This window comes from Chromobacterium vaccinii (assembly GCF_000971335.1).
In the GTDB taxonomy this organism is placed as follows: domain Bacteria; phylum Pseudomonadota; class Gammaproteobacteria; order Burkholderiales; family Chromobacteriaceae; genus Chromobacterium; species Chromobacterium vaccinii.
The window spans coordinates 24,272-37,380 of the sequence record NZ_JZJL01000019.1 but is presented as its reverse complement, the minus strand read 5'-3'; the positions used below and the strand labels follow the sequence as shown (position 1 = coordinate 37,380).

Sequence of the window (13,109 nt, the reverse complement as noted above, 5' to 3'; positions counted from 1 at the left end):
ATTCCCCGCAATGGAACCAGGAGAAGGCGATGGGCGAGACGAGAGCGTTGCCGGGCGTGTATCCCTGCCTGTGCTACGACGACGCGGCGGCGGCGATGGAATGGCTGGAGCGGGTGTTCGGCTTCCAACGCCGCTTCGCGGTGATCGAGGATGGCCGGGTGCATCACTCGGAACTGAGCCTCGGCAATGCGGTGATCATGGTGTCCAGCCCCAAGCCGGAGCAGCGGTGGATCGGCGCGGGCGGCCTGTCCGGCCTGGCTCAGGCCCTGTGCGTTTACGTGGAAGACCCGGCCGCGCATTACGAGAGGGCCAGGGCGCAGGGCGCCGAGATCGTGCAAGCGCTGAAAGGCGAGGACTACGGCGCCCTCGGCTATCTGGCGCGCGACCTGGAAGGCCAGCAATGGTATTTCAGCGACTATCTGCCCGGCGAATACTGGGAGTCCTGAGCCGGTAGTGCGCAGTTTTCCGGCGCGTGGCATCATGCCATTTTCATTTTAAAGACAGAGCCATGGCCGCGCCGCTGCGATTCGCCACTGCCACGCCGCTGTTGCTGCTGATCGACATGCAGCAGGCGTTCGACCATCCCGGCTGGGGCCCGCGCAACAACCCCCAGGCGGAGCGAGTGTGCGCCGGCTTGCTGGCGGCGTGGCGCGAGCGCGGCTTGCCGTTGATCCATATCCGCCATGACTCTGTCGAGCCCGATTCCACTTACCGGCCGGGCCAGCCCGGCCATGCGTTCAAGCCGGAGGCCGCGCCGCTGCCCGGCGAGACGGTGATCGGCAAGCAGACCAACAGCGCTTTCATCGGCACCGGACTGGAGTCCTTGCTGCGGGAAAACGGCTGGCTGGAGCTGGTGCTGGCGGGCGTCAGCACCAGCAACTCGGTGGAGGCGACCGCGCGGATGGCCGGCAATCTGGGTTTTTCCGTCTGGCTGGCGGAGGATGCCTGTTTCGTTTTCGACAAGACCGACTGGCGCGGCCGCCATCGCGGCGCCGACGAGGTGCACGCGATGAGCCTGGCCAATCTGGACGGCGAGTATTGCCGCGTCTGCGGCAGCGCCGACATCGCTGGCCGCGATTGGCAATATTGCCGGCGCCGCGTGATCGCGGGCCGGCGGCGCGAAGGCTAAGATGCCGATCCCGGAAGCTTTGTCATTGTCATCATGTTGAGACTCACCGTATCCCACACCCTGCCGGCGGGCGAGCCGCAAGCCTTGGATCGGCAGGCGCTGCAACAAGCCTTGCAATGGCAGCCCGGCTTGCCGGCCGAGGCGCATGTCGACAGGCTGCGCCGCCCTCTAAGACGGCTGGATGAGCAGCCTATGAGCCTTGCTGACAGGCTGCACACGCTCAGGGCGTTGTTCGAGGCCTGCCTGCCGCTGATGTGGCGCGGCGCAGGGACGGAGAGCGACCGCGCCTTGCGCGGCTTATGGCGCGAGCTGCACGAAGCCTGCAAGCTGCTGGCCCAGGCCTGCGCCGCGCGCCGCGCCGGCCGCTTCAGCGACGGCGGCTTGCTGCGCCAGGCGCTGGGGCTGGCGCTGGGCAGCGCCTGGCAGCTGCAGCGCGGCCACGCGCTGGGATACGCGCCGTTGTTTCCCGGCTTCTGGCAGGACAGCCATCAGCTGTTCGCCGAAGCGCGCCGCCGCGGCTGGGAGGGCCGGGTCGCCATCGACGGCCAACCGTCGCTGGGCGCCGGCTACCGGCAGATGCTGCTGCTGGGCATCACTTCCAGCAACCGGCTGGATCCGGCGCGGCAATCGCTGCTTCTGGACTGGATCGCGGGCCATGGCCAGGCGCTGCGCCTGGAGGGGCCGCCGAAGAGCGGCGTTGAGGTGGAGGGCTGGCTGGTGTCGGCGGAAGCGGACAGCCCGGGCCGCTTCGCCGCCATCGCAGCGGCGGAGACGGCCGGCGGCTACTGGCGGGTGGACGCCGCCGACGTGGCCCGCCGCCTGCGGGCGGCCGCCCACGCGCGCGCCGACGAATTCTCCGCCGCGCAGTGGCAGTTGCTGGGACGTTTGGAACAAGAGTGGAGCCGGCCGCCGCAGCGCCGCCATCTGCGGCGCAATCAGCGCAACGGCCAGCGGGTGATTGTGGTGGGCGGCTTCGACGCTTGCTGGCGGCTGGCCGAAGAAGGACGCCTGCCGGACGATGTCGAGACCGGCGAGCTGCTATTGGGCAATCTCAGCCCGTCCGGCATGCGCCTGTATGGCGATTGTCCGCCGGGACTGCTGCAGGCCGGCGCGCTGGTGATGCTGAAGCGGCGCGGCTTCGAATGGCAGCTGGGCCTGGTGAGATGGATCAGCCTGCCCGGCGGCGACGCGCCGGCGGAGTGCGGGGTGGAATTCGTCGGCAAGCGGCCCCAGGCGGTGGCGGCTTGCGCCGTGACCAGCCCCCCTGGCGCGCCGCTGGAGCCGGGCCTGCTGCTGCAGGCCGAGCGCCATTTCCGCCACCGCGGGGTGCTGGTGCTGCCGGGGCGGCAATACCAGGCGCTGCGGCCGTTTCAGTTGCGGGCGGACGGCGGCGAATGGCTGGTCCGGGCGCAACGCCTGCTGCAGCAGACCGGAAGCTGCCAATTGATGGAGATCCGGCTGGAGGACGCGGTGGACATGCCGCAGGCCGGCGAGCCGGCCTGAGGGTCAGGACCAGGCCGCCAAGTGCTTGGGCGGGTAGCAGACTTGCCGGCCGCTTTCTCCCGCGTGGCAGTGGATGCTGAGCACCCGGCCGCTAGACAGGTCGCCCGCCACGCTGAAGGTGACGGGATGGGTTTTCCAGCCGCTGCGGGCGGTGCCGGACAGGCGGAAGCGGTATTGTCCCGAACCGCTGCCGTCTTCCTGGGCGACCAGCCGGGTGGTTTCCGGATAGCCCAGCTCTTTTTCTATGATGCGGCGGCTGACTTCCTCGATCTCGCGCTTGCGCCAGAAATGATCGGAACTGGCCGAGAGACGGCGCGGTTCGGATGCGCGGGAAGCGCCGTCGCCGTCCAGGCCGCAAGCGGAAAGCGGCAGGCAGAGCAGGCCGAGCAAAACAGGCAATGGATGTAGCGACACGCTGGCGTGACTCCCACTGTCGAAACCGGTTTGTGCGCCGCAGCGGGCAAAAGTTCAACCGGCGCGCGTCTGCTTGCTGGTATCCTTGTCGCCATGAGCGACGTACCCTTGAATGCCCCCGACTCCCCCGCGCCGGATTTCCAGCTGATCTCGCCCGAGCTGCCGCCCAGCGTGCCGATCGCGCATGTGTTCGGCCAGCCGGTGCTGGAGGTGCCGCAGGACCTGTTCATCCCGCCCGACGCGCTGCAGGTGATCCTGGAGAGCTTTGAAGGCCCGCTCGACCTGCTGCTCTACCTGATCCGCAAGCAGAACCTGGATGTGCTCAACATCCCGATGGCCGAAATCACCGCCCAGTACATGTCCTACATCGACGCGATGAAGCATGGCCGGCTGGAGCTGGCGGCCGAGTATCTGCTGATGGCGGCGCTGCTGATCGAGATCAAGTCGCGGCTGCTGCTGCCGCGGCCGCAGCTGGACGAGGACGGGGAGCCGGACGACCCGCGCGCCGAGCTGGTGCGCCGGCTGCTGGAGTACGAGCAGATGAAGCTGGCGGCGCTGGAGCTGGACAAGATTCCGCAGGCGGAGCGCGACTTCGCCTGGCTGGCGGTGCTGATCGAGCAATCGGCCGAGCAGCGGCTGCCGGACGTGGGCGCAGCCGACCTGCGCCAGGCCTGGATGGCCATTCTGTCCCGCGCCAAGCACCGCCGCCATCACAAGGTGGAGAAGGACGAGCTGTCGGTGCGCGAGCAGATGAGCTGGATCCTGCGCTACCTGGACGGCAAGGAGTATGTGCCGTTCGAAGAGCTGTTCGACGTCGACAAGGGCGTCGCCCACCTGGTGGTGAACTTCATCGCCGTGCTGGAGCTGGTGAAGGAAGGCATGGTCAAGGTCAGCCAGGATGCGCCGTACCAGCCCATCTACGTGCGGATCGCGCTGGCATGAGCGTGATCCGCCTGGCCCTGGCGCAGCAGCCCGCGCCGGACGATCCATCCGGCCGCCTGTCGCTGCTGAGGCAGTGGTGCGAGGCCGCGGCGGCGGATGGCGCGCACTTGCTGCTGCTGCCCGAGATGTGGTCCACCGGCTACGCGCTGGAGCGGATGAACGCCGCCCATGCCTGGGGCGACGATGAAGCGATATTGGCCGAAATATCCCAGTTGGCCGACGGATTGGGGCTGGCCATCGGCTTCACTTATCTCGCCCGCCGCGACGGCGCGCTGCGCAACCGGCTGCGCCTGTACGGCGCCGATGGCTCGGTGGCGCTGCAATACGACAAGGTCCACGTCTGCGATTTCACCGACGGCACCGAGACCGCGCTGCAAGGCGGCGACGGCTTTGTCTGCGCCGATGTCGAGTTGGGCGGCGAAACCGTGCGCATCGGCGCGATGATCTGTTTCGACCGCGAGTTTCCCGAGTCCGGCCGCAGTTTGATGCGGCAGGGCGCGGAACTGGCGTTGGTCCCGAATGCCTGCCCGATGCGCGAGGATGCCGAGCTGGGCGATGTCCGCCTGCAGCAGCTGCGAGGCCGGGCGCTGGAAAACCGTTTCGCCGTCGCGCTGTGCAATTACCCGGCGCCGCAATACGACGGCGCCAGCTGCCTGATCGACGCGCGAGGCCATCTGCTGGCGGTCGCCGGCGAGCAAACCCAGTTGTTGTCGGCTGATCTGGACCTGACCGCGTTGCGCCGCTGGCGCGCAGAGCAGGACGAGGTGTGGGGCCCCGACGCGCAGCGGCCGTCCTGCTACCGCTGAGCATCGTCATGTCCTTGTCATCGCCGTGCTATCATCGGCCTTGACCAACTGGACAAGGAGCGGAGGCGATGGCGCAGCATCAGGCGGAAGTGACCTGGAGGCGCGGCGGGCAGGATTTCCTCGATCGCCGCTACAGCCGCAAACATGTGTTGAGGTTCGACGGCGGAGCCGAGGTGCCGGGCTCTTCGGCGCCGGAGGTGGTGTCGCCGCCCTACTCGGATCCGGCCGCGGTGGATCCCGAGGAGGCCTTCATCGCTTCCTTGTCAAGTTGCCACATGCTGTGGTTTCTGGACATCGCCGCGCGCGCCGGTTTCCGCGTCGACGAATACCATGACCTCGCCGTCGGCGAGATGGGCAAGAGCGCGGCCGGCAAGGCCTGGGTGTCCCGGGTGACGCTGCAGCCCAGAACGTTCTTTTCCGGCGACAAGCTGCCGACGCAGGAGGATCTGGAGCGCCTGCACCATGCCGCTCATGCCGAGTGCTTCATCGCCCATTCCGTCAAAACCGAAGTATTGTGCCAACCCCGCCTGGCCTGATCCCGGAGCCTCTCCATGAAGAAACTGCTGATTGTGTTGTCGTTGCTGCTCTCGAGCGCCACCGCGCTGGCGGGCGACCTGCCATACGACGAAAAGGCCGACGCCAGGGCCGCATTGAGCCGGACGCTGGAGGCCGCGCAGCAAGGCCGTCAGCCGGTATTGCTGATTCTGGGCGCCAACTGGTGCCCCGATTGCCGCGCGCTGGACGCTGCGCTGAACAGCGGCAAGAGCGCCGAGCTGCTGGCGCGGGAGTTCAAGGTGGTGAAGGTGGATGTCGGCAATTTCGATCATAACCTCGATATCGACGCCGAGTATGGGCACCCGATCGCCAAGGGCATTCCCGCCGCAGTGGTGCTGTCGCCGGACAACAAGGTGATCTACGCGACGCGCGCCGGCGAGCTGGCCGACGCGCGGCGGATGAGCGAGACCGGCATCTACGAATTCTTCGAGCGGGTCAGCCGTCTGGCTAGCAAACGCTGAGTCGATTTCTTCGACCATGCCCGCCGAATTCGCACGGATTCGATGGCCCGCAACGAGGCAGGGAACGCGGTGAGGTTGAAGCCACCGCATGGCGGCCAGGTTGGGAGCGGCCTGCCGCCGTGTTGCTGCAAGGCGGCGTCTGCTGTCACCGCGTGACAATTCCAGCGCGCATTTCTCGTGACGGATTGGTGGTGTAGGACCGTCGCATTCGGCATCCGAATCGTCGGCTTGGCGATTGGCCCGGGGAATGGGAAAACATCATGCCGATGGGTATGTCAAGCGTATAGTGAGGGTAGGGGGACATTGCCGCCCATGAGATGTTCTCATTGCTGGACCCAGGACCGGGATGTCGCTCGGTTTATGAAAAAGCGCTTGCGGGATAGGAATTGGGAAGGCAGGCCCTCATCGGCCATGTCCAATCCGGTTCGGGTGTTGATGCCCGCGTAAGCATGGCTGGAGTGCATGGAATGTACCTCTTGCTGGATATCTTCGTCATCGTCGTCGTGTTTCTTGCCGGGGCGCTAGCGGCCGCGGTCGCCTTTGGCGGCCCGCGGCGGCCACCGCCGATGGCGAGCATCAATGAGCCTTTCAAGTCAGTCGACTTCACTGATTTGCCGCCGTTGTCGCGTTACGACGCTGAGGATGGAGCGGCCTTGGCCTATCGTCGTTATGCGCCGTCGGGAAGCGGCGGCATCCGTGGGAGCGTTGTTCTCATTCATGGGTCATCGGCGAGTAGCAATAGCCTGCATGTCCTTGCCAAAGCATTTGCCGTCGCAGGCTACGAGGCATATGCGCTCGATGTTCGCGGGCATGGCGCGTCCGGAGTAAAGGGCTCGATCGACTACATCGGCCAGCTCGAAGATGACTTGGCGTCGTTTGTGCACGCCGTCCCCATGTCGAAACCCGCCACCCTGGCGGGGTTCTCATCCGGGGGCGGTTTTGCGCTGCGGTTTGCCGGCGGACAGCGGCAGGATGAATTTGCGAACTATCTGCTGCTGTCGCCGTTCCTGGGTCCTGACGCGCCAAACCTCCATCCGGGCAATGGGAGCTGGGTCAAGGTCGGCATTGCGCGCATGATCGGGCTTACGGTCTTGAATCGCCTTGGCGTCCGCGCTTTCAACGGCCTGCCGATTATGAGTTTCGCGCTCAGCGAGGAAGTGAAGGCCTTTCTAACCCCGACATATTCATTTTCGCTGGCGGCTAATTTTCAGCCCCTGGCGGATTATGAGGCGAACATCAGGGCAGTTCGCCGCCCGGTGGCGGTCGTGGCTGGCGCCGCGGATGAGGTATTCATGACGGACAAGCTTGAGGGCATCATCCGCAAGCAGGGCCAGCGCTGGCCTGTCACGCTGCTGCCCGGGATCGGCCATATTCCGCTTACGCTCGACCCTGGCGCGCTTCGCGCGTCAGTGCAGGCCGTTGAGGCAATGCCAAAAAGCGAGGCCTGACGTTCCGGTCAAACGGATCGGCTTCTTCATCATCGGGTTTGATCGTTCCGGGCGAACGCCATCCGCAAGCCGCGCCGCGCATTGCCTCGCTATTTGGAGGCGAGCTCATGCAGCAGTTGAAACTGAACAAGGTTTTCACGCTGATGGAATCTGGGCCTGTTGTTCTGGTGACGACCCATGATGAGGGGAAAGACAACATCATGACCATCTCCTGGACCATGGTGATGGGTTTCACCCCGCTTTTCGCCATCACCACCGGTGAATGGAATCACTCTTACGCGGCTTTGGAAAAAAATAGGGAGTGCGTCATCGCCATTCCTACAGTGGACATGCTGGACAAGGTTGTCGGCATAGGGACCTGCTCTGGGGCGGATGCGGACAAGTTTGCCAGGTTCAAACTCACCGCGGTGCCGGGCCAGCTTGTAAGGCCGCCTTTGATCAAAGAGTGCCTTGCCAATATAGAGTGCAAGGTCATCGACATCATCCCAAAGTACAATATCGTCGTGCTAGAGGCGGTTGCCGCATGTGTTGATAGCGCGCGCCAGGAGAAGCGCATGGTTCACGCCGTTGGCGACGGAACCTTCATTGTCGACGGACCTAGGATTGACCGGAGGGAGATGATGGCTTCCAAGCTGCCGCCGGGCGTTTAGCGCCGCGAACAAAACTTGGCAGCCTACCTGAGCCAAGGCGCGCCGACGCAGCCGAATCGGCTGACTGTTTGGCGCGGATCGGCTTGAGTCACCCAGGGGGACGAGCCGCGCCGGCGCGGCGACCGCGTCCGTTTCAAATGCCTCGGGCAACTTCCAGGCGCTCAGGCGCTCCACTCGACCAGGCCGCTCCACCAGGTGCCCAGCACGATCAAGCCGAAGGCGATCCGGTACCAGGCGAATACCGCGAAGCTGTGCGTCGAGATGAAGCGCAGCAGCGCGCGGATGGCGAGGAAGGCGAATACGAAGGACGCTGCGAAGCCGACGGCGAATACGCCGATGTCGTCGGCGCTCAGCGCGTCGCGGTGCTTGATGAGGCTGTACAGCGAGGCGGCGCCCAGGGTGGGGATGCCGAGGAAGAACGAGAACTCGGTCGCCGCCTTGCGCGACAGGCCCAGGAACAGGCCGCCGATGATGGTGGCGCCGGAGCGGCTGGTGCCGGGGATCAGCGCCAGGCACTGGCACAGGCCCACTTTCAACGCATCCTTGAGGCTCAGATCATCGACGGTTTCCACCGCGACTTTATGCTCGCGCTTTTCCGCCCACAGGATGATCAAGCCGCCGACGATGAAGGCGATGGCCACGCAAACCGGGTTGAACAGCACCGCCTTGATCTGCTTGGAAAACAGCAGGCCGGCGATGGCGGCCGGAATGAAAGCGATGACGATGCCGAGCAGCAGGTTGCGCTCATTGCCCGGACGGACGGCACCGGCCATTGTTGAGCCTATCTTGCGCCGGTATTCCCACACCACGGCCAGCATCGCGCCCAGCTGGATGAAGATCTCGTAGACGTCGCGTTTTTCCTTGTCGAGAAAGCCCAGCAGGTCGCCGGTGAGGATCAGGTGGCCGGTGGACGAAATGGGCAGGAACTCGGTGATGCCCTCGACCAGGCCCATGATCAGGGAGTGGAACAGCAGGATCGGATCCATTGAACGCTCGGTTTGATGAGTGGAGGAAATGGACGCGATTATAAGCGAAGAGCATGAATATTGTTGGCAGCTTGTTGCGCGCCACGGCGGCGCGCGCAAGCAAACGGCTGCGCCGGAAGAAGACGCAGCCGGGAAGATGGGCTTGCCCGCTACAGGCGGAAACGGGTGGCCACGCTTTGCAGATTGGCGGACAGCGTGCTCAACTGGCTGGAGGTGGTGGCCAGTTCCTGCACGGTGGCGTTGTTCTCCTCCGCCATTCGCGACACTTTCTCCATGTCCTGCGCCAGGCTCAAGCTGGTGCTGCGCTGCTCGGTCAGCGCGCCGGTGATGCTGTGTATCGTGCGCATGATGGTGTCGGCGCTGCTTTCGATCTCCCGCATCGAGTTCGACGCCTGCTCGGCGGTGCCGGACACGCCCTCCACGCAGTCCAGGCTCTGGCCCATGCTGCTCACCACCTGGCCGACGCCTTGCTGGATCGAGCCTATCATCGTGGTGATTTCCTGGGCCGAGGTAGTGGTGCGTTCGGCCAGCTTCCTCACCTCGTCGGCCACCACCGCGAAGCCGCGGCCGGTTTCGCCGGCGCGCGCCGCTTCGATCGCCGCGTTCAGCGCCAGCAGATTGGTCTGGTCGGCGACGTCGCGGATCACGGTGACGATATTGCCGATCTGCTGCACTTCCTTGGTCAGGCTGTTCATCTGCCGGGCGGTTTCGTCCACCGAGGTGGTGACGAAGCGTATCTTGCCCACCGACTCCAGCACCTCGTGGCCGCCGCGGTTGGCCAGCTGGCCGGCCGCCTGGGCCTGTTCCGACGCCTCGCTGGAATTGTCGGCCACCTGGTTGATGCTGACCGTCAGTTGCTCGATCGAGGCGGCGGCCGAGGTGGTGGCCTCGGCCTGGGTCTGGGCGCCGTCGGCCACCTGCTGCGCCATGCCGGACAAAGCGCGGGCGGAGTCGGACACCTGGTGGGCGTTGTCCTGGATGCTCTGCACCATCTGGCGCAGCTCTTCGCGCATTTCCTGGATGTCGCGGGCGATCAGCATCGCCTCGTCGCGGGCCGGCGGTATCGGCTCGCTGAAGCCGGAGAGGTCGCCCAGCTTGATCTGGTGGACCAGATCGGCCGAATGGCGCAGCGGCGAGGTGATCAGGTTGGAGATGGTCAAGGCCACGGCCACCGCCAGCAGCAGCGAAACCAGCGCGGTGCCCAGCAGGATGGCGATCGCCTGCTGGCTGGACTCCATTGCCTCTTGCATCGATTTGTCCAGCCGGCCTTGCTGGCGGTCGCGCAATGACAGCAGCGCGGCGATGAAAGCGTTGTTGGTCGGCGCGAACTGGGCCTCCAGCATCTCGCGCGCGGCGTCTGCCTGGTGGCTGCGCATCAGCGCGTAGAGCGGGTCGAACAGCGGGCGCTGGCTATCCTGCGCCGCGCGTATCTTGGCATATAGCTGGCGTCCCTCCGGCGTGGACAGCATGGGTTCCATCTTGTCGAGATCGGCTCGGTTGGCGGCACGAAGGCTTTCCACGTTGCTGATCTGCCGCTCCACTTTCTGCGGGTCCCGGGCGAGCACGCCATCACGCACGCCGCGGCTGATATAGAGCAGATTCAACGCGATGCGCTGCGACAGCATGATCTTGGGATAGCGGTCTTCCTTGATCTCGGTGATGTTGTTCTGGATGGTTTGCAGCTTGTTGTAGGCGACGAAAACCACGGCGCAGAGCAGGAGGATCAGCAGCGAAAATCCTCCCAGCAGCTTCTGTCGGACGGTGAATTGATGCAGCATGCGCGCCTCCCGGCAGGTATGTCGAACTTGCATATCAATTCGTTCTAGCTCATTTGCTAGTATAAATTCATACGCATAAACGCGTATGGTTGACAGAATACCGGGAGCGACGGGGAGCCGGCTGAACGCCGGCCGGGGGATCAGGCCAGGTTGGCCTGAAGACTGGCGGCGTAGTCCGCCACTTGTTGCAGCAGGCTGCGCTGGCCATCGGCCAGCTCGCCGGCCTGCAGCTCTGCCAATTCCCGCTGGAAGGTGGGCCAGGACTGGGTCAGCCGGTTCTGGCACCAGGCTTTCCAGCGCTTGGCCTCGTCGCCGGACAAGGTGTCCGGGAAGTTGCGCGCGCGGTAGCGGAACAGCAGTTCGGCCAGTTGCGGGTCTTCGAACAGCGCTATTTCGCCGGCCAGCTGTCCGGCGGACAGCCGGCGCATTTTTTGCAGCACTTTGCGGTCGTTGTTGGAAACGAAGCCGCCGTACAGGTTCTGGTCCACGTCCTGCGGTTCGCCGGCTTCGCGCTGGTAGACGCGGCGCCACAGCGCCGACAGCTCAGGCAAGGCGCGGGCGGTTTCGGCGTGGCGGTGGATGGCGGCCAGGTCCATGCCCCAGCGGGCGGCGTTGTCGTCGCCCAGCGCCTTCAGATTGGCCACCACGAACGGCGACTTGTTGATGTGGATGGTCTTGATCGGCAGCCGGGCCATGCCTTCGGGCAATTCGTCGGCGCGGGTGAACATGCGCTGGCGGATGTCGTCGGCGGAGAGGCCGCGCAATTCGGCCGGGTCGTGGGCCAGGTCCCAGACGATCACCTCGTTGGCGTTGGTCGGGTGGGCTGCCAGCGGCCATACCACGGCCAGATTACCGCGCTCGACGCCGTACATGCCGGAGACGTGCAGCACCGGCTTGGGATCGTGCGGAGATAGTTGGACCTTGACCGCGTCCTTCTTGCGCAGCGTCAGATAGTAGTCGAACAGCTTGGGCTGGCGCTGGCGGATCAGCCGCGCCAGCGCGATGGTGGCGCGCACGTCGGACAGCGCGTCGTGAGCCGCTTCGTGCGCCAGGCCGTTGGCGGCGGACAGGTGTTCCAGCTTGAAGCTGGTCCGGCCATCCTCATGCTTGGGCCAGACGATGCCTTCGGGGCGCAGCGCGTAAGTGGCGCGGACCAGGTCCAGCAGGTCCCAGCGGCCGCAGTGGTTTTGCCATTCGCGCGCGTAGGGGTCGATCAGGTTGCGCCAGAACAGGAAGCGGGTCACCTCGTCGTCGAAGCGCAGCGAGTTGTAGCCGACGCCGATGGTGGCCGGCGTCGCCAGCTCGCGTTCGATCACGCCGGCGAATTCATGCTCGGCCACGCCTTGCTGGCGGCACAACTGGGGCGTGATGCCGGTCAGCAGGCAGGCCTGCAGCGTGGGCAGGTAGTCGGGGGAGGGGCGGCAGTACAGCATCACCGGCTCGCCGATCTCGTTCAGCTCGGCGTCGGTGCGGATGCCGGCGAACTGGGACGGCCGGTCCTGGCGCGGCACGGCGCCGAAGGTTTCGTAGTCGTGCCAGAAGAATGTGTGATTGGACATGATGGCGGCGGAAGCGGTAAATGCGGCTATTGTCGCATCGCCGCCGCCCGCCGGGCCAGCCTCTAGTCCATCCAGCCGGGTTTGCGCATCTCGATCAGCGCGCGTATGCCTTCGCGTCCCTCGTCGCTCATCCGCACGGTCAGGCTGTGCTCGATGCAGCGCTGCATCACTTGGGGCGTGATTTCCTGCTTGCCGATCTCGCCGATCAGGTGCTTGGTGGCGCGCATCGCCGCCGGGCTGTTCAGCAGCACCTGGCTCGCCATGTGCTCCACCGCGGCGTCCAGCTCGTCGTTTTCCACCACTTGGTGGACCAGTCCCAGCCGTTTGGCCTTGCCGGCGTTGAAGCGTTCGGCGGTGATGCTGTAGCGGCGGGTGGCGCGTTCGCCGATGGCGCGGATCAGGTAGGGCGCGGTGAGCGCGGGAATCTGGCCGAATTTGACGTCGGCCAGGCTGTACAGCGCCTCGGATACGCTGATGGCGATGTCGCAACAGGCGACCATGGCCACGCCCAGGCCGAAGGCCGAGCCCTGGACCTTGGCCAGCGTGGGCTGGGGCAGGGTGTCCAGCGTGTGCAGCAGCCGCGCGATCTGCTGCGCGTAGCGGTTCAGCTCGTTGGCGGAAAACTGCGACAGCCGCCGCAGCCATTCCGGATCGTGGCCGGCGGAGAAACTGATGCCGCTGCCGGTCAGCACCACCATGCGCACGGTCGAGTCCTCGGCCAGCGTTTCCAGCGTGGCGGCCAGGAGGCTGATGGTTTCGTCGTCCAGCGCGTTGTGCAGGCCCGGCCGGTTCAGCGCGACGGTGGCGATGCCGCGTTTATCCACGTTCAGCGTTACGGCGTCGGTGCTCATCATGTTTCCCCTTGTCTAAGAATGGTT

Annotated in this window: 14 protein-coding genes; 9 read left to right on the top strand and 5 right to left on the bottom strand. The window is 65.4% G+C overall.

Features of this window, described 5'->3' with window-relative positions; all coding sequences use genetic code 11:
* Positions 1 to 29: 29 nt before the first annotated feature.
* The 3 genes from VL52_RS11200 to VL52_RS11190 all read left to right on the top strand — a co-directional run bounded on the left by VL52_RS11200 (position 30) and on the right by VL52_RS11190 (position 2,632).
* Complete coding sequence (locus VL52_RS11200; RefSeq protein WP_046157112.1) at positions 30 to 446, top strand: VOC family protein; 417 nt, start codon at positions 30 to 32, stop codon at positions 444 to 446.
* A gap of 62 nt (positions 447 to 508) precedes the next feature.
* Entirely contained in the window at positions 509 to 1,129 is a 621-nt protein-coding gene (locus VL52_RS11195) for a cysteine hydrolase family protein (RefSeq protein WP_046157111.1), read from the top strand.
* A 33-nt stretch (positions 1,130 to 1,162) separates the two neighbouring features.
* On the top strand, positions 1,163 to 2,632 hold the full coding sequence (locus tag VL52_RS11190; protein ID WP_046157110.1) for a cyclic-di-GMP receptor FimW-related protein: 1,470 nt from the start codon (positions 1,163 to 1,165) through the stop codon (positions 2,630 to 2,632).
* A 3-nt stretch (positions 2,633 to 2,635) separates the two neighbouring features.
* Here VL52_RS11190 and VL52_RS11185 read toward each other — a convergent pair whose 3' ends face one another.
* The gene (locus tag VL52_RS11185; protein WP_144410219.1) at positions 2,636 to 3,046 is read right to left on the bottom strand and encodes a hypothetical protein; all 411 of its coding nucleotides are present in this window, start codon (positions 3,044 to 3,046) and stop codon (positions 2,636 to 2,638) included.
* Between the two features lie 93 nt (positions 3,047 to 3,139).
* On the opposite strand from VL52_RS11185, the gene VL52_RS11180 reads away from it, so the two are divergent.
* The 6 genes from VL52_RS11180 to VL52_RS11155 all read left to right on the top strand — a co-directional run bounded on the left by VL52_RS11180 (position 3,140) and on the right by VL52_RS11155 (position 7,908).
* Positions 3,140 to 3,988, top strand: coding sequence for a segregation and condensation protein A (locus tag VL52_RS11180; protein WP_046157108.1), 849 nt, complete (start codon positions 3,140 to 3,142; stop codon positions 3,986 to 3,988).
* The gene (locus VL52_RS11175; protein ID WP_052729263.1) at positions 3,985 to 4,794 is read left to right on the top strand and encodes a carbon-nitrogen hydrolase family protein; all 810 of its coding nucleotides are present in this window, start codon (positions 3,985 to 3,987) and stop codon (positions 4,792 to 4,794) included. The genes VL52_RS11180 and VL52_RS11175 overlap by 4 nt, the downstream gene beginning before the upstream one ends.
* 68 nt (positions 4,795 to 4,862) lie before the next feature.
* Entirely contained in the window at positions 4,863 to 5,330 is a 468-nt protein-coding gene (locus VL52_RS11170; RefSeq protein WP_046157107.1) for an OsmC family protein, read from the top strand.
* 15 nt (positions 5,331 to 5,345) lie between these two features.
* Positions 5,346 to 5,810 carry a thioredoxin family protein gene (locus VL52_RS11165; protein ID WP_046157106.1) on the top strand — a complete coding sequence of 155 codons (465 nt, stop codon included), beginning with the start codon at positions 5,346 to 5,348 and terminating at the stop codon, positions 5,808 to 5,810.
* Between the two features lie 467 nt (positions 5,811 to 6,277).
* Positions 6,278 to 7,258 (top strand): alpha/beta hydrolase, encoded by a 981-nt coding sequence (locus VL52_RS11160; RefSeq protein WP_144410218.1) that lies wholly within the window; start codon positions 6,278 to 6,280, stop codon positions 7,256 to 7,258.
* A 107-nt stretch (positions 7,259 to 7,365) separates the two neighbouring features.
* Complete coding sequence (locus VL52_RS11155) at positions 7,366 to 7,908, top strand: flavin reductase family protein (RefSeq protein ID WP_046157105.1); 543 nt, start codon at positions 7,366 to 7,368, stop codon at positions 7,906 to 7,908.
* 161 nt (positions 7,909 to 8,069) lie between these two features.
* On the opposite strand, the gene VL52_RS11150 is transcribed toward VL52_RS11155, so the two are convergent.
* From VL52_RS11150 to VL52_RS11135, 4 genes are all read right to left on the bottom strand, one after another.
* Entirely contained in the window at positions 8,070 to 8,894 is an 825-nt protein-coding gene (locus tag VL52_RS11150) for an undecaprenyl-diphosphate phosphatase (RefSeq protein WP_046157104.1), read from the bottom strand.
* A 149-nt stretch (positions 8,895 to 9,043) separates the two neighbouring features.
* Complete coding sequence (locus VL52_RS11145) at positions 9,044 to 10,672, bottom strand: methyl-accepting chemotaxis protein (RefSeq protein WP_052729262.1); 1,629 nt, start codon at positions 10,670 to 10,672, stop codon at positions 9,044 to 9,046.
* A 140-nt stretch (positions 10,673 to 10,812) separates the two neighbouring features.
* Entirely contained in the window at positions 10,813 to 12,231 is a 1,419-nt protein-coding gene (sbcB, locus tag VL52_RS11140) for an exodeoxyribonuclease I (protein ID WP_046157103.1), read from the bottom strand.
* Between the two features lie 62 nt (positions 12,232 to 12,293).
* On the bottom strand, positions 12,294 to 13,082 hold the full coding sequence (locus tag VL52_RS11135) for an enoyl-CoA hydratase-related protein (protein ID WP_046157102.1): 789 nt from the start codon (positions 13,080 to 13,082) through the stop codon (positions 12,294 to 12,296).
* Between the last annotated feature and the right edge of the window lie 27 nt (positions 13,083 to 13,109).

Bases quoted from the DNA above. Each gene is read 5' to 3' on its own strand.
- VL52_RS11200 (WP_046157112.1), top strand. From the start codon at position 30: ATGGGCGAGACGAGAGCGTTGCCGGGCGTGTATCCCTGCCTGTGCTAC.
- VL52_RS11195 (WP_046157111.1), top strand. From the start codon at position 509: ATGGCCGCGCCGCTGCGATTCGCCACTGCCACGCCGCTGTTGCTGCTG.
- VL52_RS11190 (WP_046157110.1), top strand. From the start codon at position 1,163: ATGTTGAGACTCACCGTATCCCACACCCTGCCGGCGGGCGAGCCGCAA.
- VL52_RS11180 (WP_046157108.1), top strand. From the start codon at position 3,140: ATGAGCGACGTACCCTTGAATGCCCCCGACTCCCCCGCGCCGGATTTC.
- VL52_RS11175 (WP_052729263.1), top strand. From the start codon at position 3,985: ATGAGCGTGATCCGCCTGGCCCTGGCGCAGCAGCCCGCGCCGGACGAT.
- VL52_RS11170 (WP_046157107.1), top strand. From the start codon at position 4,863: ATGGCGCAGCATCAGGCGGAAGTGACCTGGAGGCGCGGCGGGCAGGAT.
- VL52_RS11165 (WP_046157106.1), top strand. From the start codon at position 5,346: ATGAAGAAACTGCTGATTGTGTTGTCGTTGCTGCTCTCGAGCGCCACC.
- VL52_RS11160 (WP_144410218.1), top strand. From the start codon at position 6,278: ATGTACCTCTTGCTGGATATCTTCGTCATCGTCGTCGTGTTTCTTGCC.
- VL52_RS11155 (WP_046157105.1), top strand. From the start codon at position 7,366: ATGCAGCAGTTGAAACTGAACAAGGTTTTCACGCTGATGGAATCTGGG.
- VL52_RS11150 (WP_046157104.1), bottom strand. From the start codon at position 8,894: ATGGATCCGATCCTGCTGTTCCACTCCCTGATCATGGGCCTGGTCGAG.
- VL52_RS11145 (WP_052729262.1), bottom strand. From the start codon at position 10,672: ATGCTGCATCAATTCACCGTCCGACAGAAGCTGCTGGGAGGATTTTCG.
- sbcB (WP_046157103.1), bottom strand. From the start codon at position 12,231: ATGTCCAATCACACATTCTTCTGGCACGACTACGAAACCTTCGGCGCC.
- VL52_RS11135 (WP_046157102.1), bottom strand. From the start codon at position 13,082: ATGAGCACCGACGCCGTAACGCTGAACGTGGATAAACGCGGCATCGCC.